Source organism: Sulfitobacter sp. SK025 (assembly GCF_003352105.1).
Taxonomy (GTDB): Bacteria; Pseudomonadota; Alphaproteobacteria; order Rhodobacterales; family Rhodobacteraceae; genus Sulfitobacter; species Sulfitobacter pontiacus.
Genome location: NZ_CP025808.1, coordinates 2,870,660 through 2,889,848, shown reverse-complemented (window position 1 = coordinate 2,889,848; position 19,189 = coordinate 2,870,660). Strand labels below are relative to the sequence as shown.

Annotated in this window: 14 protein-coding genes; 13 read left to right on the top strand and 1 reads right to left on the bottom strand. The window is 57.0% G+C overall.

The window, feature by feature from the left end:
• The first annotated feature begins 197 nt into the window (after positions 1-197).
• The 5 genes from rplJ to C1J04_RS14095 all read left to right on the top strand — a co-directional run bounded on the left by rplJ (position 198) and on the right by C1J04_RS14095 (position 10,969).
• On the top strand, positions 198-713 hold the full coding sequence (gene rplJ, locus C1J04_RS14115) for a 50S ribosomal protein L10 (RefSeq protein WP_037941629.1): 516 nt from the start codon (positions 198-200) through the stop codon (positions 711-713).
• 75 nt (positions 714-788) lie between these two features.
• Entirely contained in the window at positions 789-1,160 is a 372-nt protein-coding gene (gene rplL / locus C1J04_RS14110) for a 50S ribosomal protein L7/L12 (protein ID WP_005849872.1), read from the top strand.
• 284 nt (positions 1,161-1,444) lie between these two features.
• On the top strand, positions 1,445-5,581 hold the full coding sequence (gene rpoB, locus C1J04_RS14105) for a DNA-directed RNA polymerase subunit beta (RefSeq protein ID WP_005849870.1): 4,137 nt from the start codon (positions 1,445-1,447) through the stop codon (positions 5,579-5,581).
• A gap of 94 nt (positions 5,582-5,675) precedes the next feature.
• Positions 5,676-9,923 carry a DNA-directed RNA polymerase subunit beta' gene (gene rpoC, locus C1J04_RS14100; protein ID WP_005849869.1) on the top strand — a complete coding sequence of 1,416 codons (4,248 nt, stop codon included), beginning with the start codon at positions 5,676-5,678 and terminating at the stop codon, positions 9,921-9,923.
• A gap of 167 nt (positions 9,924-10,090) precedes the next feature.
• Positions 10,091-10,969: a DMT family transporter gene (locus C1J04_RS14095; protein ID WP_037953900.1), complete on the top strand. Its 879-nt coding sequence runs from the start codon at positions 10,091-10,093 to the stop codon at positions 10,967-10,969.
• Here the strand turns inward: C1J04_RS14095 and C1J04_RS14090 are convergent.
• On the bottom strand, positions 10,966-11,772 hold the full coding sequence (locus C1J04_RS14090; RefSeq protein WP_009825306.1) for a putative rhamnosyl transferase: 807 nt from the start codon (positions 11,770-11,772) through the stop codon (positions 10,966-10,968). The two genes, C1J04_RS14095 and C1J04_RS14090, sit on opposite strands and share 4 nt — an antisense overlap.
• 404 nt (positions 11,773-12,176) lie before the next feature.
• Between C1J04_RS14090 and rpsL the strand changes: the two genes are divergently transcribed.
• The 8 genes from rpsL (at position 12,177) to C1J04_RS14050 (ending at position 19,090) form a co-directional block, all read left to right on the top strand.
• A complete protein-coding gene (gene rpsL / locus C1J04_RS14085) occupies positions 12,177-12,548 on the top strand; it encodes a 30S ribosomal protein S12 (RefSeq protein ID WP_005849863.1) in 372 nt (123 codons plus the stop codon).
• 176 nt (positions 12,549-12,724) lie between these two features.
• Entirely contained in the window at positions 12,725-13,195 is a 471-nt protein-coding gene (gene rpsG, locus C1J04_RS14080; RefSeq protein ID WP_005849857.1) for a 30S ribosomal protein S7, read from the top strand.
• An 83-nt stretch (positions 13,196-13,278) separates the two neighbouring features.
• On the top strand, positions 13,279-15,405 hold the full coding sequence (fusA, locus tag C1J04_RS14075; protein ID WP_005849854.1) for an elongation factor G: 2,127 nt from the start codon (positions 13,279-13,281) through the stop codon (positions 15,403-15,405).
• A 104-nt stretch (positions 15,406-15,509) separates the two neighbouring features.
• Positions 15,510-16,685, top strand: a complete 1,176-nt coding sequence (tuf, locus tag C1J04_RS14070) for an elongation factor Tu (protein ID WP_009825303.1) — start codon at positions 15,510-15,512, stop codon at positions 16,683-16,685.
• Positions 16,686-17,004: 319 nt separating this feature from the next.
• Entirely contained in the window at positions 17,005-17,322 is a 318-nt protein-coding gene (gene rpsJ, locus C1J04_RS14065; RefSeq protein ID WP_005849850.1) for a 30S ribosomal protein S10, read from the top strand.
• A gap of 18 nt (positions 17,323-17,340) precedes the next feature.
• A complete protein-coding gene (gene rplC / locus C1J04_RS14060) occupies positions 17,341-18,183 on the top strand; it encodes a 50S ribosomal protein L3 (RefSeq protein ID WP_009825302.1) in 843 nt (280 codons plus the stop codon).
• Entirely contained in the window at positions 18,180-18,797 is a 618-nt protein-coding gene (gene rplD / locus C1J04_RS14055; protein ID WP_009825301.1) for a 50S ribosomal protein L4, read from the top strand. Before rplC ends, rplD begins: the two co-directional genes overlap by 4 nt.
• Positions 18,794-19,090 (top strand): 50S ribosomal protein L23, encoded by a 297-nt coding sequence (locus C1J04_RS14050; RefSeq protein ID WP_005849839.1) that lies wholly within the window; start codon positions 18,794-18,796, stop codon positions 19,088-19,090. Before rplD ends, C1J04_RS14050 begins: the two co-directional genes overlap by 4 nt.
• Positions 19,091-19,189 lie beyond the last annotated feature (99 nt).

Below are 19,189 nucleotides of genomic sequence, written 5' to 3'. Positions count from 1 at the left end.
TGCATCGCATGGTGAGTCTTCTGTCCGAGACGAAGGGTGGCGCAAGCCTTAATTCCTTTCTGAGATGGGAGATGCAAGAATTACCGTTCGCGTAAGCGTGGGGCTATTTTGGCTTATTCCCGTAAAATGGACCAAGACTGTTCGCGTAAGCGGACTTAATTGAGCCGGGGGGTAACCCCCAGATTTGGAGTGAAACTGTGGATAGAGCCCAGAAAGAACAGTTGGTCGAAGAGCTCGGCCAAATCTTCGAAAGCTCTGGCGTCGTTGTGGTAAGCCACTACGTCGGCCTGACAGTTGCTGATATGCAGGACCTTCGTGCGCGCGCTCGCGCTGCGGGCGGGGCCGTGCGTGTTGCCAAAAACAGGCTCGCCAAAATTGCCCTAGACGGAAAGCCATGCGAAAGCATTGCAGATCTCCTGACGGGTATGACCGTTCTGACCTATTCCGAAGACCCCGTGGCAGCTGCCAAGGTCGCTCAGGAATTCGCTAAAGAGAATCAAAAGTTTGTCATTCTCGGCGGCGCAATGGGTGAGAACGCACTGGATGTCGCCGGTGTTGAAGCCGTGTCCAAGATGCCTTCGCGGGAGGAGCTTATCTCCACCATCGCGGGTATGCTGGGCGCGCCTGCTTCCAACATCGCCGGGGCCATTGGCGCACCTGCAAGCAACATCGCTTCCATCTTGTCCACCATCGAGGACAAGGCGGCTGCGTAAAGCAATATCGTCAAGCTGGCGCAGGGTTGAACACTCGCGTTGGAACACACATATCGTTAACGGAAAGAGCTAAACATGGCTGATCTGAAAAAACTGGCAGAAGACATCGTTGGTCTGACACTGCTGGAAGCACAAGAACTGAAAACCATCCTCAAAGACGAGTATGGCATCGAGCCCGCAGCTGGCGGCGCAGTGATGATGGCTGGCCCTGCCGATGCAGGCGCGGCTGCTGAAGAGAAAACTGAATTCGACGTCGTTCTGAAGAACGCCGGCGCATCCAAAATCAACGTGATCAAAGAAGTTCGCGGCATCACCGGTCTGGGCCTGAAAGAAGCCAAAGATCTGGTTGAAGCTGGCGGCAAGATCAAAGAAGGCATCGATAAAGCCGAAGCCGAAGACATCAAAGCCAAGCTGGAAGCAGCTGGCGCAGAGATCGAACTGGCCTAAGCCATTAGATCTGGGTGCTGTTTTTGCTTGATGAAAGCAGACCGAAGTTTGTAAAGCTTTGGGCAAGCCCATAAAAATTAAGGCTGGACGGGGAATTCCCTGTCCAGCCTGATCTGTTTTGAAAAGTATTTCGCGCGAAATGCTTCTCTGGATAGGTCCTAGTGGTCGGAAGAGGTACGGTGGGACGTGCCTCAAGAATTGATCAGGATTTACCGCTCTTATGGGCGCGCATCACGGCCCCGGTGATGGCGAGCTCGGCAAGAGATACGAAAGGTGACAGACACATGGCGCAAACCTTCCTTGGCCAGAAACGTCTACGTAAATACTATGGCAAAATCCGCGAAGTGCTGGAGATGCCGAACCTGATCGAGGTTCAAAAATCCTCTTATGATTTGTTCCTGCGCTCCGGCGATGCGGAAACACCGACAGACGGTGACGGCATCCAAGGCGTGTTCCAGTCGGTTTTCCCGATCAAGGACTTCAACGAGACGTCGGTGCTTGAATACGTCAAGTACGAGCTCGAGAAACCCAAATACGATGTCGAGGAATGTCAGCAACGCGACATGACCTACAGCGCGCCTTTGAAGGTGACGCTGCGCCTCATCGTGTTTGATGTGGATGAAGACACCGGTGCGAAATCGGTAAAAGACATCAAAGAACAAGACGTGTTCATGGGCGACATGCCCCTGATGACGCCAAACGGTACCTTTGTTGTGAACGGTACAGAGCGTGTTATCGTATCCCAGATGCACCGTTCGCCCGGCGTTTTCTTTGACCACGACAAAGGCAAAACCCACTCTTCGGGTAAGCTGCTGTTTGCTTGCCGCATCATCCCATACCGCGGGTCGTGGCTCGACTTTGAATTCGACGCCAAAGACATCGTGTTCGCACGCATCGACCGTCGCCGTAAGCTGCCTGTAACAACGCTGCTCTACGCGCTTGGCCTTGACCAAGAAGCGATCATGAACGCGTATTACAACACCGTGAACTATACGCTGAAAGACGGCGAAGGCTGGGTTGCACCTTTCTTCCCTGACCGTGTGCGGGGCACACGTCCATCGTATGATCTGGTTGACGCCGCAACAGGCGAGATCCTGTTCGAGAAGGGCAAGAAGGTTACACCCCGTGCCGTTAAGCAGTTGATCGACGAAGGCAAAGTGACAGAACTGCTGCTGCCCTTCGGTCATATCGCTGGTAAATTCGCCGCGCGTGATATCATCAACGAAGAAACCGGCGCGATCTATGTCGAAGCGGGCGACGAGCTGACGCTCGAGCACGATAAAGACGGCACGCTCATCGGCGGTACAGCGAAAGAGCTGATCGACGCGGGCATCACCGAGATCCCACTTCTCGACATCGACAACATCAACGTCGGCCCCTACATGCGGAACACCATGGCGGCGGATAAGAACATGAACCGCGACACCGCGCTCATGGACATCTACCGTGTGATGCGCCCGGGCGAGCCGCCCACAGTCGAAGCCGCGTCGAACCTGTTCGACACGCTGTTCTTTGATGCCGATCGCTATGACCTTTCCGCGGTTGGCCGCGTGAAGATGAACATGCGTCTTGCGCTCGACAAAGAAGACACGCAGCGCACGCTGGACCGTGACGACATCGTCGCCTGTATCAAGGCGCTGGTTGATCTGCGTGACGGCCGTGGCGACATCGACGACATCGACCACCTTGGGAACCGTCGTGTACGCTCCGTTGGCGAACTGATGGAAAACCAGTACCGCGTCGGCCTGCTCCGGATGGAGCGCGCGATCAAGGAACGTATGTCCTCGGTCGAGATCGACACTGTCATGCCGCAAGACCTGATCAACGCGAAGCCAGCGGCTGCTGCGGTACGTGAATTCTTCGGCTCCAGCCAGCTGTCGCAGTTCATGGACCAAACCAACCCGCTGTCCGAGGTGACGCACAAGCGTCGTCTGTCCGCGCTTGGGCCGGGTGGTCTGACACGCGAACGCGCCGGCTTTGAGGTGCGTGACGTTCACGCGACCCACTACGGTCGTATGTGTCCGATTGAAACGCCCGAAGGTCCGAACATTGGTCTGATCAACTCTTTGGCAACATTCGCCCGCGTCAACAAATACGGCTTTATCGAAACACCCTACCGTAAAGTAACGAACGGTGTTGTTTCCGATGACGTGCAGTATATGTCCGCGACCGAAGAAATGCGTCACACCGTGGCGCAGGCAAACGCGAACCTTGATGAGAACATGAAGTTCGTCAACGATCTGGTGTCGACACGGAAATCTGGTGACTACACGCTGTCGCCTTCCGAGAATGTCGATCTGATTGACGTTTCGCCGAAACAGTTGGTCTCGGTCGCTGCGTCCTTGATCCCGTTCCTTGAAAACGACGATGCGAACAGGGCCTTGATGGGCTCGAACATGCAACGTCAGGCGGTGCCTTTGCTTCAAGCCGAAGCACCACTGGTCGGCACAGGTATCGAAGAAGTCGTCGCACGGGATTCCGGTGCTGCCTATATGGCGAAACGCGGTGGTATCATCGACCAAGTCGACGCCAGCCGTATCGTTATCCGCGCCACCGAAGACCTTGAACTGGGCGACGCGGGCGTAGACATCTACCGCATGCGCAAATTCCAGCGTTCGAACCAGAACACCTGCATCAACCAGCGTCCGCTGGTGAAAGTGGGCGAGACGGTTCAAAAGGGTCAGGTTATCGCGGACGGTCCATCGACCGATATGGGTGAACTGGCGCTTGGTAAGAACGTGGTCGTCGCGTTCATGCCCTGGAACGGCTACAACTACGAAGACTCCATCCTGATCTCTGAGCGCGTATCGCGTGACGACGTGTTCACTTCGATCCATATCGAAGAATTCGAAGTCGCTGCCCGTGATACGAAGCTTGGGCCAGAGGAAATCACACGCGATATTCCGAACGTCGGTGAAGAAGCGCTGCGCAACCTCGACGAGGCGGGCATCGTGTACATCGGTGCGGATGTTGAACCCGGTGACATTCTCGTCGGCAAGATCACTCCCAAGGGCGAAAGCCCGATGACGCCAGAGGAAAAACTGCTGCGCGCCATCTTCGGTGAGAAAGCTTCGGACGTGCGCGATACATCGCTGCGTGTGAAGCCCGGTGATTTCGGTACCGTTGTTGAAGTCCGCGTGTTCAACCGTCACGGCGTTGAAAAAGACGAACGTGCGCTGCAGATCGAACGTGAAGAAGTCGAACGTCTGGCCCGTGACCGGGACGACGAACTTGGCATTCTTGACCGCAACATCTACGCGCGTCTGCAGTCGATGATCATCGGCAAGACGGCTGTCAAAGGCCCGAAAGGCGTCAAGGCGAACTCTGAGATCACCGAAGACCTGCTGGCATCCTTGTCGCGCGGTCAGTGGTGGCAGTTGGCTTTGGCCGACGAAGATGATGCCAAGATCGTCGAAGCCCTGAACGAGCAGTACGAGATCCAGAAACGGACCTTGGATGCACGTTTCGAGGATAAAGTCGAAAAAGTCCGTCGTGGTGACGATCTGCCCCCGGGCGTGATGAAGATGGTCAAGGTTTTCGTTGCGGTGAAGCGCAAGCTGCAACCGGGCGACAAGATGGCCGGTCGTCACGGCAACAAAGGTGTTATTTCCAAGGTTGTACCGATGGAAGACATGCCGTTCCTCGCGGATGGTACGCCGGTCGACTTCTGTTTGAACCCGCTGGGTGTTCCGTCGCGTATGAACGTCGGTCAGATCCTTGAAACCCACATGGGTTGGGCCGCACGTGGCCTGGGCATCAACATCGACGAGGCGCTGCAGGAATACAAACGCTCCGGCGATCTGACACCTGTGCGCGAAGCAATGCACCACGCCTATGGCGACGATGTCTACGAAGAAGGCATCTCGGGTATGGACGAGGAAACATTGCTGGACGCAGCCAAGAACGTCGCGCGCGGTGTCCCAATTGCCACGCCGGTATTCGATGGTGCCAAGGAAGCGGATGTGAACGACAGCCTGACACGGGCCGGTTTCGACAGCTCCGGTCAGTCGGTACTGTTCGACGGCCGCACGGGCGAACAGTTTGCGCGTCCGGTGACCGTCGGCGTGAAATACCTGCTGAAACTGCACCACCTTGTGGACGATAAAATCCACGCGCGTTCAACTGGTCCATACTCGCTGGTCACCCAGCAGCCATTGGGCGGTAAAGCGCAGTTCGGTGGTCAGCGCTTCGGTGAGATGGAGGTCTGGGCTCTGGAAGCTTACGGCGCTGCATACACCCTGCAGGAGATGCTGACTGTGAAATCGGATGACGTGGCCGGACGGACCAAGGTCTATGAAAGCATCGTCAAAGGCGAAGACAACTTCGAAGCCGGTATTCCGGAATCGTTCAACGTACTTGTGAAAGAGGTACGCGGTCTTGGCCTGAACATGGAACTCCTGGATGCGGAGGAAGACGAGTGAGGCACGCGCCGGGGTTTTCATAAACCCCGGACCGTTTCCAGAAACAGGAAACACCTCTCTCCCTCCGCTTTCGAGACTTATCTAAGGATTTAAGATGAACCAGGAACTGACAAACAACCCGTTCAACCCCGTCGCGCCGATGAAGACGTTCGACGAAATCAAGGTCTCTCTGGCATCGCCTGAGCGGATCCTGTCGTGGTCGTTCGGTGAAATCAAGAAACCAGAAACCATCAACTACCGGACGTTCAAGCCAGAGCGTGACGGCCTGTTCTGCGCGCGTATCTTTGGCCCGATCAAAGACTACGAATGCCTGTGCGGTAAATATAAGCGCATGAAGTATCGCGGCGTTGTCTGCGAGAAATGTGGTGTTGAAGTCACGCTGCAAAAGGTCCGCCGCGAGCGTATGGGCCACATCGAGCTGGCGTCGCCTGTTGCGCACATCTGGTTCCTCAAGTCGCTGCCATCGCGCATCGGCCTGATGCTGGACATGACCCTGCGCGATCTGGAACGTGTTCTTTACTTTGAAAACTACGTTGTGATCGAACCCGGTCTGACGGACCTCACCTATGGTCAGATGATGACCGAGGAAGAGTATATGGACGCGCAGGATGCCTATGGCATGGACGCGTTCACGGCCAATATAGGTGCCGAAGCGATCCGCGAAATGCTGGCCGCCATTGATCTGGAAGCCGAAGCAGACCAGCTGCGTGCCGATCTGAAAGAGGCGACCGGCGAACTGAAGCCCAAGAAGATCATCAAGCGTCTGAAAGTCGTTGAATCCTTCCTCGAGTCCGGCAACCGGCCCGAGTGGATGATCATGACCGTCATTCCCGTGATCCCGCCAGAGCTGCGCCCGCTGGTGCCGCTGGACGGTGGCCGTTTCGCCACGTCGGATCTGAACGACCTGTATCGCCGCGTGATCAACCGGAACAACCGCTTGAAGCGTCTGATCGAACTGCGCGCGCCTGACATCATCGTCCGCAACGAAAAGCGGATGTTGCAGGAATCCGTCGATGCCTTGTTCGACAACGGCCGTCGCGGCCGCGTCATCACCGGTGCCAACAAGCGCCCGCTGAAGTCGCTGTCCGACATGCTGAAAGGTAAGCAAGGTCGCTTCCGTCAGAACCTTTTGGGCAAGCGCGTCGACTTCTCCGGCCGTTCGGTCATTGTGACCGGCCCCGAGCTGAAGTTGCACCAGTGCGGTCTGCCCAAGAAGATGGCGCTCGAGCTGTTCAAGCCGTTTATCTACTCGCGTCTTGAAGCCAAAGGTCTGTCTTCCACTGTGAAGCAAGCCAAGAAGTTGGTGGAAAAAGAGCGTCCCGAAGTGTGGGACATCCTCGACGAAGTGATCCGCGAACACCCCGTCATGCTGAACCGTGCGCCTACCTTGCACCGTTTGGGCATTCAGGCGTTCGAGCCGGTTCTGATCGAAGGTAAAGCGATCCAGCTTCACCCGCTGGTCTGTTCCGCCTTTAACGCTGACTTTGACGGCGACCAAATGGCTGTGCATGTGCCGCTTTCGCTGGAAGCACAGCTGGAAGCACGCGTCCTGATGATGTCGACGAACAACGTTCTGTCGCCTGCAAACGGCGCGCCGATCATCGTTCCGTCACAGGATATGATTTTGGGTCTGTACTACACGACCCTGGAACGCGAAGGCATGCCGGGCGAAGGCATGGTGTTTGGCTCTGTCGAGGAAGTCGAGCACGCGCTTGGTGCCGGTGCGATCCACCTGCACTCCAAGATCAAGGCGCGGATCAAACAGATCGATGCCGAAGGCAACGAGGTGATGAAGCGTTACGACACCACGCCGGGCCGTATCCGCCTTGGCGCGTTGCTGCCGTTGAACGCCAAAGCGCCGTTCGATCTGGTGAACCGTCTGCTGCGTAAGAAAGAAGTGCAGCAGGTCATCGATACGGTCTACCGTTACTGTGGTCAGAAAGAATCCGTTATCTTCTGTGACCAGATCATGACCATGGGCTTCCGTGAAGCTTTCCGTGCCGGCATTTCCTTCGGTAAGGACGACATGCTGATCCCAGAAACCAAGTGGACCTTGGTGGACGAAACGCGCGAGCAGGTTAAAGACTTTGAACAGCAGTACATGGACGGCCTGATCACTCAGGGTGAAAAGTACAACAAAGTCGTCGATGCCTGGTCCAAGTGTAACGACAAGGTCACCGACGCGATGATGGGGGCCATTTCGGCCGAACGTCGCAACGATGACGGCGCGGTGATGGAGCCGAACTCGGTCTACATGATGGCGCACTCCGGTGCGCGTGGCTCGGTCACACAGATGAAACAGCTGGGCGGGATGCGCGGTCTGATGGCGAAGCCGAACGGCGACATCATCGAGACTCCGATTATCTCGAACTTTAAAGAAGGTCTGACCGTTCTGGAGTACTTTAACTCCACCCACGGCGCCCGTAAGGGTCTGTCGGATACCGCTTTGAAAACAGCGAACTCGGGTTACCTGACCCGTCGTCTGGTGGATGTGGCACAGGATTGTATCGTTCGTATGCATGACTGTGGCACCGAAACCGCGATCACGGCCGAAGCGGCTGTGAACGATGGTGAGGTCGTCTCTTCGCTGGCGGAACGTCTGCTGGGTCGCGTTGCGGCCGATGACATCCTGCGCCCCGGGACCGACGAAGTGTTGGTGCCTGCGCAGACTGTGATCGACGAACGTCTGGCTGACATCATCGATGAAGCGGCTGTTCAATCCGCACGGATCCGCAGCCCGCTGACCTGTGAGGCCGAAGAGGGCGTCTGCGCCATGTGCTATGGTCGTGACCTTGCACGCGGTACGCTGGTGAACCAAGGTGAAGCTGTCGGCATTATCGCTGCTCAGTCGATCGGTGAACCCGGCACGCAGCTGACCATGCGTACATTCCACATTGGTGGTGTTGCGCAGGGTGGCCAGCAGTCCTTCCTCGAGGCATCGCAGTCCGGTAAGGTTGTGTTCGAGAACGCTCAAACCCTTGAGAACGCCGCAGGCGAGATCATGGTAATGGGCCGGAACATGAAGCTTGCCATCGTTGATGATAACGGCGACGAGCGTGCCAGCCACAAGGTCGGCTACGGTACCAAGCTGTTCGTCAAGGAGGGTCAGTCGATCCTGCGCGGCGACAAGCTGTTCGAATGGGACCCCTACACGCTGCCGATCATCGCGGAGAAATCCGGTATGACCAAGTTCGTCGACCTGACGTCGGGGATCGCGGTCAAGGATGAAACCGATGATGCAACCGGTATGACACAGAAGATCGTGATCGACTGGCGTGCAGCACCCAAAGGCAATGAGCTGAAGCCGGAAATCATTCTGGTGGATGCCGATGGCGAGCCGGTCCGCAACGATGCGGGCAATCCGGTGACCTACCCAATGTCCGTAGATGCCATTCTGTCCGTTGAGGACCAGACTGAAATCAAGGCCGGTGACATCGTTGCGCGTATCCCGCGTGAAGGTGCCAAGACCAAGGATATTACCGGTGGTCTGCCACGTGTTGCGGAGCTCTTTGAGGCACGTCGCCCCAAAGACCACGCGATCATCGCCGAGATCGACGGGTACGTCCGCTATGGCAAGGACTACAAAAACAAACGTCGTATCTCGATCGAGTCGTCCGAGGATCCGGATCACAAGGTCGAATACATGGTGCCTAAGGGTAAGCACATTCCCGTTGCGGAAGGTGACTTTGTCCAGAAGGGCGACTACATCATGGACGGCAACCCTGCGCCGCATGACATCCTCGCGATTATGGGTGTCGAAGCGCTGGCTGACTACATGATCGACGAAGTGCAGGATGTTTATCGTCTGCAAGGCGTTAAGATCAACGATAAGCATATCGAAGTGATCGTACGTCAGATGTTGCAGAAGTGGGAAGTCCAGGACAGCGGTGATACCACCCTGTTGAAAGGCGAACACGTCGACAAGCAAGAGTTCGACCAGGCCTGTGCCAAAGCGCTGTCCAAAGGCGGGCGTCCTGCGCAGGGCGAACCGATCCTGCTGGGGATCACCAAGGCGTCGCTGCAAACCCGCAGCTTCATCTCGGCGGCGTCCTTCCAGGAAACCACACGCGTTCTGACCGAAGCATCGGTTCAGGGTAAGCGCGACAAGCTGGTTGGCCTGAAAGAAAACGTCATCGTGGGCCGTCTGATCCCAGCCGGTACCGGTGGTGCGACGCAGCAGATGCGCAAGGTTGCGACGGATCGTGACAACGTGGTCATCGAGGCCCGTCGCGAAGAAGCCGAAGCCGCAGCACGTCTGGCCGCGCCCGAGCCTACAGCCGACGATGTTGTTGGTGGCGATGTCTTCGACAACGTCCCCAGCGACGACGAAAGCCGCAGCTAAGCCTAGGCTTGATAGCTGACTAACAGAGCCCCCGCCGAGAGATCGGCGGGGGTTTTTCGTTGTGGGGCAGGGGGATGAAATAGCGTCGAAAATTTACGCAGGTGGGCTGGTTTTCCACCACGGCTTGCGCCAATGATAAGCCAACCTAATAAACTGAAAGCCACCCGATGTCGCCAAACCTTGCCGGAGCACTTTTCATGATGGGCTCTATGGCGGCCTTTGTGTTGAACGACACGATGACCAAAACCACGGGCGGGGCGGTGCCCTTGTTCCAGCTGCTGTTCTTGCGCGGTGTGGTCTCTATCTCGTTGATCGTGATGTTATGGGGGCGGCTTGGCCCGATGCATCTGCGTCTTAGCCGGCGCGATTGGAAACTGGTCGCAATCCGGTCTGGTGCCGAAGTCGGGGCGAGCTTTTTCTTCGTGACCGCGTTGTTCAATATGCCCTTGGCGAACCTCAGCGCCATTCTGCAATCTCTGCCGCTGACGGTGACTTTGGGCGCGGCGCTGGTCTATCGCGAAAAGGTCGGCTGGCGGCGCTTCTCTGCGATCCTTGTGGGGTTCTTCGGCGTGATGCTGATCGTCAAACCGGGCACCGACGGATTCAACATCTGGTCGATCTACGCGCTGATCGCGGTGTTCTTTGTCACCGTGCGCGACCTCAGCACCCGCCGCCTGTCGAAAGAGGTGCCGTCGATGACGGTGACCTTCGCCGCTGTGCTGGCCGTGACGGGGTTTTCGACCTTCGCGCAGTTCACCACGCCGTGGGCTCCGGTTTCTTCCGCGCATTGGATCGCCATTACGGCGGCCGCGGTCTTTGTGCTGATGGGGTATTATTTCAGCGTGCAGACGATGCGGGTGGGCGACGTATCGTTCATCGCGCCGTTCCGCTACACAGGGCTGATCTGGGCGCTTATTCTCGGGTGGTTGGTGTTCGGCGACTGGCCGGTGCCGTCAACACTCGCTGGTGCATCTATCGTCGCTGCGACAGGGCTGTTCACACTCTACCGCGAACGCATCACCACCCGCCCGCTGCCGCCGCTTTAACCTTTGGCAAAGACGCGGCGCACAGTGTCGATGTCGATGGCAAAGCGGTCCTTGAACAGGATCTCTTCCTCGGGGCTGAGTGGGGATAGGTCGACCGCCCGTGCATTCTTTTGGCGTGAATCGTTAAATCCATTGTGGCCACGGACATACATCGCAGGGTCGGGAAAGCTGAGTGCTGGCATGAAGCGGGGCAGCTTGTCGTGGGCAAAGTTCATGATCGTAAGCGGACACCCCGCGTTCACGAACATGGCCAAAGCAGCGGTGTAGAACGGCCGGAACGACGGGGTCGCCGCGATACCATCCGCGCCGAACTCGGCCACGTAGCCCTTGTTCCAGTCAAGCGCGACGGATTTGTGCTGGACCAGAAGCGGGGTGGCGTCATCAACAGCTTTACGCAACTTGGCCACGAAATCGACTGCAATCGCGTCGTCGTCATCAAAGCGGAATTGCACACAGGGTTCAGAGCGCGCGTGGCGGGCCTTGTTCAGAATCTCTTTCATCACCTCGCGGTGCGGGCGCGGCGGCTCTACCACAATCCGCGCTTGGGGCAGAGGGGCGAGCAAGGCCTTTAGCCGTTCCAGATGGACAGGGGGAAAGCGATCGCCGACCAGCACGATCATTTCGAATTCCGGGTCTGTTTGCGCCATCAGACAGGGCAGGGCGACGGTTTCGAACAGGCGGAACCTTTCCTCAAGCCGCGCGGGATCATAAAGGTAGGCGATACGATCAGCGGTGGAGTCATGCCCGACCTGAAACCCGCCAAGCGCCGGATAGGAAAAGCGGCATAGCCCAAGTACCTGCATCGTGATCCGCCCTGTCCGAATAATGTGGCATAAATATGCGCGGTAGCCGGGGTGTCTTGCAAGGTGGAATACCCGTTTGGCGTGCCGTGGGCGGCTTGGGGGCGGGGGCTGTTGACAGCGTGGACGACTCTGCCTATACGCCCCTTATCTCGGATGCGGGGGTCGCCCTGCTTTGCCGACATCATATCTACTGTGGTCACGATCCGGTCTACTGCTGACTCGATCCTCTGTTACCCCACCGCTTCGTTTTCCTCGGTACGGGAACGCTGCGGTGATTTTGCTTTGCGCCAGTGGTGTAGGGCGGAAGATAGGCTTCGTGGACGTGCGAAGTGACCGAATTTGAAACCGCACTGGGGTCCGCCCCGCTGCACCACTTATGTGAGCTAAACGGGGATAAAACCGGAATGCCAACGATCCAACAGCTGATCCGCAAACCGCGCCAGCCTAAAATCAAACGTTCGAAATCCATGCACCTGCAGGAATGCCCGCAAAAGCGCGGCGTTTGTACACGTGTTTACACCACCACACCTAAGAAGCCCAACTCGGCCATGCGTAAGGTTGCCAAAGTGCGCCTGACCAACGGTTTCGAAGTCATCAGCTACATCCCGGGTGAATCGCACAACCTGCAAGAACACTCCGTTGTTCTGATCCGCGGCGGCCGTGTAAAAGACCTTCCCGGTGTGCGCTACCACATCCTGCGCGGTGTTCTCGATACGCAAGGCGTTAAAGACCGTAAGCAGCGTCGCTCCAAATATGGTGCAAAGAAGCCAAAGTAATTTGGGTCGGTTTGGGGTCGCGCATCGCGGATACACGATGCCGGATCCCGCCGCCCGCCATGTTTTCCCGTAAGGGAGTGAGCCGAGTAAGACTGAGCGCCGGACGATCGGGGTGCAATATGCACCAGACGCACTGGACCAAACCTGCCTCGGCAACTGACAATTAGGAGCTTTAAATGTCACGTCGTCACGCCGCTGAAAAACGCGAAGTACTGCCAGACGCCAAGTACGGTGATCTGGTTCTCACCAAATTCATGAACAACCTGATGATCGACGGTAAGAAGTCGGTTGCGGAGCGTATCGTTTACAACGCGATGAACCGTGTTGAAGACAAAATCAAACGCGCGCCCATCGAAGTCTTCCACGAAGCGCTGGACAACATCAAGCCGTCCGTCGAAGTGCGTTCGCGCCGCGTTGGTGGTGCCACCTATCAGGTTCCTGTCGAAGTGCGCCCCGAGCGTCGCGAAGCACTGGCGATCCGCTGGTTGATCAAAGCGTCCCGCGCCCGCAACGAGAACACCATGGAAGAGCGCCTTGCAGGTGAGCTTCTGGACGCTGTTCAATCGCGCGGTACCGCTGTTAAGAAGCGCGAAGACACCCACAAGATGGCCGACGCGAACAAAGCGTTCAGCCACTACCGCTGGTAATTCGGGCGGCATAAGCCGTTCCCGTCGCGTCCCACCCCGGGGCGCGATTTATCCGTTTCAGATATATTCGAGGAAGCAGCCCAATGGCACGCGACTATCCGCTCTCACGCTACCGCAATTTCGGCATCATGGCCCACATCGACGCAGGCAAAACAACCTGCTCCGAACGGATCCTGTTTTACACTGGTAAGTCCCACAACATCGGCGAAGTGCACGACGGTGCCGCCACGATGGACTGGATGGAGCAGGAGCAGGAACGCGGTATTACAATTACCTCCGCTGCGACGACAACTTTCTGGCAGCGCCAGGAAGAGCCAACAGCCGACGCGACATCCGACACCAAGTACCGGATGAACATCATCGACACTCCCGGCCACGTTGACTTCACCATCGAAGTTGAACGTTCGCTGGCCGTTCTTGACGGCGCGGTTGCTGTTCTTGACGCCAACGCCGGTGTTGAGCCCCAGACCGAAACCGTTTGGCGCCAAGCGGACCGCTACAAGGTTCCACGCATCGTTTTCGTCAACAAAATGGACAAAATCGGCGCTGACTTCTTCAACTGCGTGAAGATGATCAAAGACCGTACCGGTGCGACACCTGCGCCGATCCAAATCCCGATCGGTGCCGAAACCGAGCTGGAAGGCATGATCGATCTGGTCACCATGAAAGAATGGGTCTGGGCCGGTGAAGATCTTGGCGCGAGCTGGGAACAACGCGAAATCCGTGCCGAGTTGAAAGACCTGGCCGACGAATGGCGCGCGCATCTGATCGAGACTGCGGTCGAGATGGATGACGAAGCCATGGAAAACTACCTGATGGACGGCGCAGAGCCTGACGTCGACACCCTGCGCGGTCTGATCCGTAAAGGGACACTGGCGATCAAGTTCATCCCCGTACTCTGCGGCTCCGCATTCAAAAACAAAGGTGTTCAGCCTCTGTTGAACGCTGTTATCGACTATCTGCCATCCCCGATGGACGTTGTTGACTACATGGGCTTCAAACCAGGCGACGAGACAGAGACCCGTAACATCGCACGCCGTGCGGATGACGACATGGCCTTCTCCGGTCTGGCGTTCAAAATCATGAACGACCCCTTTGTTGGCTCGCTAACCTTTACCCGCATCTACTCCGGTGTGCTGAACAAGGGCGACACGCTCTTGAACTCCACCAAAGGTAAGAAAGAGCGCGTCGGTCGTATGATGATGATGCACTCGAACGATCGTGAAGAAATTCAAGAAGCGTTCGCGGGCGACATCATCGCGCTGGCAGGTCTGAAAGACACAACAACCGGTGACACGCTTTGCGCCGTCAACGACCCTGTTGTTCTTGAAACAATGACCTTCCCCGATCCGGTTATCGAAATCGCGGTTGAGCCTAAAACCAAGGCTGACCAAGAGAAGATGTCCACCGGTCTGGCGCGTCTGGCCGCAGAAGACCCCTCCTTCCGCGTTGAAACGGATCTGGAATCCGGTCAGACCATCATGAAGGGCATGGGCGAACTTCACCTCGACATTCTGGTGGACCGTCTGCGTCGTGAATTCAAAGTTGAAGCGAACATCGGTGCGCCTCAGGTTGCCTACCGCGAGACCATCTCGCGCGAAGCAGAAATCACCTACACCCACAAGAAACAGTCCGGTGGTTCCGGTCAGTTCGCCGAGGTGAAGATGATCCTGATGCCAACCGAGCCAGGCGAAGGCTATTCCTTCGAAAGCCGCATCGTTGGTGGTGCCGTTCCGAAAGAATACATCCCGGGCGTCGAAAAAGGGATCAACTCGGTCATGGACTCCGGTCCTTTGGCGGGCTTCCCGGTCATCGACTTCAAGGTTGCTCTGATCGACGGTAAATTCCACGACGTTGACTCCAGCGTTCTGGCGTTTGAAATCGCGGCCCGTATGGGTATGCGCGAAGGCATGCGCAAAGCTGGTGCGAAACTGCTCGAGCCGATCATGAAAGTCGAAGTTATCACTCCCGAGGACTACACAGGCGGGATCATCGGCGATCTGACATCGCGTCGCGGTCAGGTTCAGGGTCAGGACACACGCGGGAACGCAATCGCGATCGACGCACAGGTGCCGCTGGCCAACATGTTCGGCTACATCAACACGCTGCGTTCGATGTCGTCGGGTCGTGCGAACTTCACCATGCAGTTCTCGCACTACGAACCTGTTCCGCAGAACATCTCTGACGAGATCCAAGCGAAATTCGCGTAACTGGCGCGTTGCAATAACTGGGACGGCGGGGATAACCCCGCCCTACCCAAACCGTAGGGTGGGTGTTCAACCCACCGCCCAATTTGAAAACCAAGGAGGCCACCATGGCTAAGGCAAAGTTTGAACGTAATAAACCACACGTTAACATCGGTACCATTGGTCACGTTGACCACGGCAAAACCACGTTGACCGCGGCGATCACCAAGTACTTCGGCGACTTCCGCGCCTATGACCAGATCGACGGCGCGCCCGAAGAAAAAGCACGCGGCATCACCATCTCGACAGCGCACGTCGAATACGAGACCGAAAACCGTCACTATGCGCACGTCGACTGCCCCGGCCACGCTGACTACGTCAAGAACATGATCACCGGTGCGGCGCAGATGGACGGCGCGATCCTGGTTGTGAACGCTGCTGATGGCCCCATGCCACAGACCCGCGAGCACATCCTGCTGGGCCGTCAGGTCGGCATCCCCGCCATGGTTGTCTACATGAACAAAGTAGACCAGGTGGACGATGAAGAGCTGCTGGAACTGGTTGAAATGGAAATCCGCGAACTGCTGTCTTCCTACGACTACCCAGGCGACGACATCCCTGTGATCCCCGGTTCCGCTCTGGCGGCGATGGAAGGCCGTGACGAGAACATCGGCGAGAACTCCATCCGCAAGCTGATGGAAGAAGTCGACAACTACATCCCGACACCAGAGCGCGCTGTTGACCAGCCGTTCCTGATGCCTGTGGAAGACGTCTTCTCGATCTCCGGTCGTGGTACAGTTGTGACCGGCCGTGTTGAGCGTGGCGTGATCAACGTTGGCGACGAAATCGAAATCGTTGGCATCCGCGACACCAAGAAAACCACATGTACCGGCGTTGAAATGTTCCGCAAACTGCTGGACCGTGGGGAAGCTGGCGACAACATCGGCGCCCTGCTGCGCGGTATCGACCGTGAAGGTGTTGAGCGTGGTCAGGTTCTGTGTAAGCCAGGTTCGGTTAAGCCGCACACCAAGTTCACAGCCGAAGCCTATATCCTCACCAAAGAAGAGGGTGGCCGTCACACGCCGTTCTTCGCGAACTACCGTCCACAGTTCTACTTCCGGACCACAGACGTCACCGGTACCGTTCAGCTGCCAGAAGGCACTGAAATGGTTATGCCTGGCGACAACCTGCAGTTCGACGTGGAGCTGATCGCCCCCATCGCGATGGAAGACGGTCTGCGCTTCGCGATCCGCGAAGGCGGTCGTACCGTTGGCGCGGGCGTGGTTTCCAAAATCACCGAGTAAGCCAACCCGCGGGGTATCCCGCGCACCGGCAGCAAGACGAAGGCCGCTCCTACCCGGGGCGGCCTTTTTCGTGGCTTGAGAGAGTGCGGTGCTGACTGCAACACTACCGCTTTGACCGCTGATTGCGGTCGCACTGGGCGGATTTGAGTGAAACCTCGGATTCCCCCCTTGCCACATGGCGCGACTCGACCTATAGAGCGCAAGTCTCAGCGGGGTGCGTTTTTACGCGCCCCGTTTGATTTACGACAAAACGCAATGAAGGGCCGTGATGAGGCGTCTCTTCCTCTTCGTTTCTACTCCCAATGAGGGATGATGACATATGGCACAAAGCCAAAATATCCGCATCCGTTTGAAGGCGTTCGATTACCGCGTGCTGGATGCGTCCACACAGGAAATCGTTAACACCGCCAAGCGTACCGGTGCATCTGTTCGCGGCCCAATCCCGCTGCCGAACAAGATCGAAAAATTCACAGTTCTGCGTGGCCCACACGTTGACAAGAAATCCCGTGACCAGTTCGAAATCCGCACGCACAAGCGTCTGCTGGATATCGTTGATCCGACCCCCCAGACCGTGGACGCGCTGATGAAGCTCGACCTGGCCGCTGGTGTGGACGTCGAGATCAAGCTGCAGTCATAAGCGTAGGAGGGTAATAATATGTTGCGCTCAGGCGTTATTGCAAAAAAGATGGGCATGACCCGTTTGTTCATGGAAGACGGCAAGCAGATCCCTGTGACCGTTCTTCAGCTCGACAAACTGCAGGTTGTTGCTCAGCGTACCCCCGAGAAGGACGGCTACACAGCTGTTCAGCTTGGTGCAGGTACAGCCAAGGCCAAGCGGACGTCGCAGGCCATGCGTGGTCACTTTGCTGCGGCAAAGGTTGAACCCAAGCGTAAGGTTGCGGAGTTCCGTGTGGACCCCGAAGCCATGTTGAATGTTGGCGAAGAAATCATCGCCGATCACTACTTTGCTGGTCAGTATGTTGACGTTGCAGGCACCTCCATCGGTAAAGGTTTTGCCGGTGCGATGAAGCGCCACAACTTTGGCGGTCTGCGTGCGACACACGGTGTATCGATCTCTCACCGTTCGCACGGTTCGACAGGTCAGTGTCAGGATCCAGGCAAGGTTTTCAAAGGCAAGAAAATGGCCGGTCACATGGGTGCTGCCCGTGTTACCACGCAGAACCTCGAAGTTGTCAAAACCGACAGCGCACGCGGTCTGATCATGGTCAAAGGCGCCGTACCAGGCTCCAAAGGTGGTTGGGTGACTGTTAAGGACGCGGTGAAAAAGCCGTTCCCAGCAGACGCGATCCTGCCTGCCGCTTTGAAATCCGCCGCTGACGAAGCCGCGAAAGCCGCTGAAGAAGCCGCCGCAGCAGCCGCTGCAGAGGCCGACGCAGAAGCAGCACGCTTGGCAGAAGAGCAAGCAGCGACCGAAGCTGCCGCACTTGCCGAAGCCGAAGCATCCATTGAGTCGGACAAGAAGGAAGGTGACGAATGAAACTTGATGTCATCAAACTCGACGGCGGCGCAGCCGGTTCGGTAGACTTGGACGAGGCCCTGTTCGGTCTTGAGCCACGCGCCGACATTCTGCACCGTGTTGTCCGCTGGCAGCGTAACAACGCGCAGCAGGGTACGCACAAGGTCAAGACACGGTCCGAGGTCAGCTATTCGACCAAGAAGATCTATCGCCAGAAAGGCACCGGCGGCGCACGCCACGGCGCACGCTCTGCACCGATCTTCCGTTCGGGTGGTATCTACAAGGGTCCAACCCCTCGTAGCCACGGCCACGATCTGACCAAGAAGTTCCGCAAACTGGGTCTGCGCCACGCTTTGTCTTCCAAGGCAAAAACCGGCAACCTGGTCATCATCGACGATGCCACATCCGATGGGAAAACAGCTGCTTTGGCCAAACAGGTTAAGAACCTGGGCTGGAAGCGCGCGTTGATCATCGACGGTGCCTCGGTAAATGAGAACTTCTTGCAAGCCGCGCGCAACATCGAAGGTCTGGATATCCTGCCGACGATGGGTGCAAACGTCTATGACATCCTCAAGCGTGACACACTCGTGATCACCAAAGCGGGGATCGAAGCACTGGAGGCCCGTTTGAAATGAGCGCCAAGCACGAACATTACGATGTGATCCGCAAGCCGATCATCACTGAAAAAGCGACAATGGCTTCCGAGCACAATGCAGTCGTTTTCGAAGTTGCGATCGACAGCAACAAGCCAATGATCAAAGAAGCTGTTGAAGCTCTCTTTGGTGTCAAGGTGAAGGCCGTGAACACGACCATCACCAAAGGCAAGGCAAAGCGTTTCCGTGGCCAGATGGGTCGCCGGAAAGACGTGAAAAAGGCTTACGTTACGCTCGAAGAAGGTAACTCCATCGACGTATCCACCGGTCTGTAATTCTGACTGGACGTAAAAGTTAATGGGCCCCTCGCTGCAAGGCGGGGGGCCTTTTCCGTTTTCAGGGCGGTGGTGCCTGGATGATACCCGGTGCGCATA

Bases quoted from the DNA above. Each gene is read 5' to 3' on its own strand.
- rplL (WP_005849872.1), top strand. From the start codon at position 789: ATGGCTGATCTGAAAAAACTGGCAGAAGACATCGTTGGTCTGACACTG.
- rpoB (WP_005849870.1), top strand. From the start codon at position 1,445: ATGGCGCAAACCTTCCTTGGCCAGAAACGTCTACGTAAATACTATGGC.
- rpoC (WP_005849869.1), top strand. From the start codon at position 5,676: ATGAACCAGGAACTGACAAACAACCCGTTCAACCCCGTCGCGCCGATG.
- C1J04_RS14095 (WP_037953900.1), top strand. From the start codon at position 10,091: ATGTCGCCAAACCTTGCCGGAGCACTTTTCATGATGGGCTCTATGGCG.
- C1J04_RS14090 (WP_009825306.1), bottom strand. From the start codon at position 11,772: ATGCAGGTACTTGGGCTATGCCGCTTTTCCTATCCGGCGCTTGGCGGG.
- rpsL (WP_005849863.1), top strand. From the start codon at position 12,177: ATGCCAACGATCCAACAGCTGATCCGCAAACCGCGCCAGCCTAAAATC.
- rpsG (WP_005849857.1), top strand. From the start codon at position 12,725: ATGTCACGTCGTCACGCCGCTGAAAAACGCGAAGTACTGCCAGACGCC.
- fusA (WP_005849854.1), top strand. From the start codon at position 13,279: ATGGCACGCGACTATCCGCTCTCACGCTACCGCAATTTCGGCATCATG.
- tuf (WP_009825303.1), top strand. From the start codon at position 15,510: ATGGCTAAGGCAAAGTTTGAACGTAATAAACCACACGTTAACATCGGT.
- rpsJ (WP_005849850.1), top strand. From the start codon at position 17,005: ATGGCACAAAGCCAAAATATCCGCATCCGTTTGAAGGCGTTCGATTAC.
- rplC (WP_009825302.1), top strand. From the start codon at position 17,341: ATGTTGCGCTCAGGCGTTATTGCAAAAAAGATGGGCATGACCCGTTTG.
- rplD (WP_009825301.1), top strand. From the start codon at position 18,180: ATGAAACTTGATGTCATCAAACTCGACGGCGGCGCAGCCGGTTCGGTA.
- C1J04_RS14050 (WP_005849839.1), top strand. From the start codon at position 18,794: ATGAGCGCCAAGCACGAACATTACGATGTGATCCGCAAGCCGATCATC.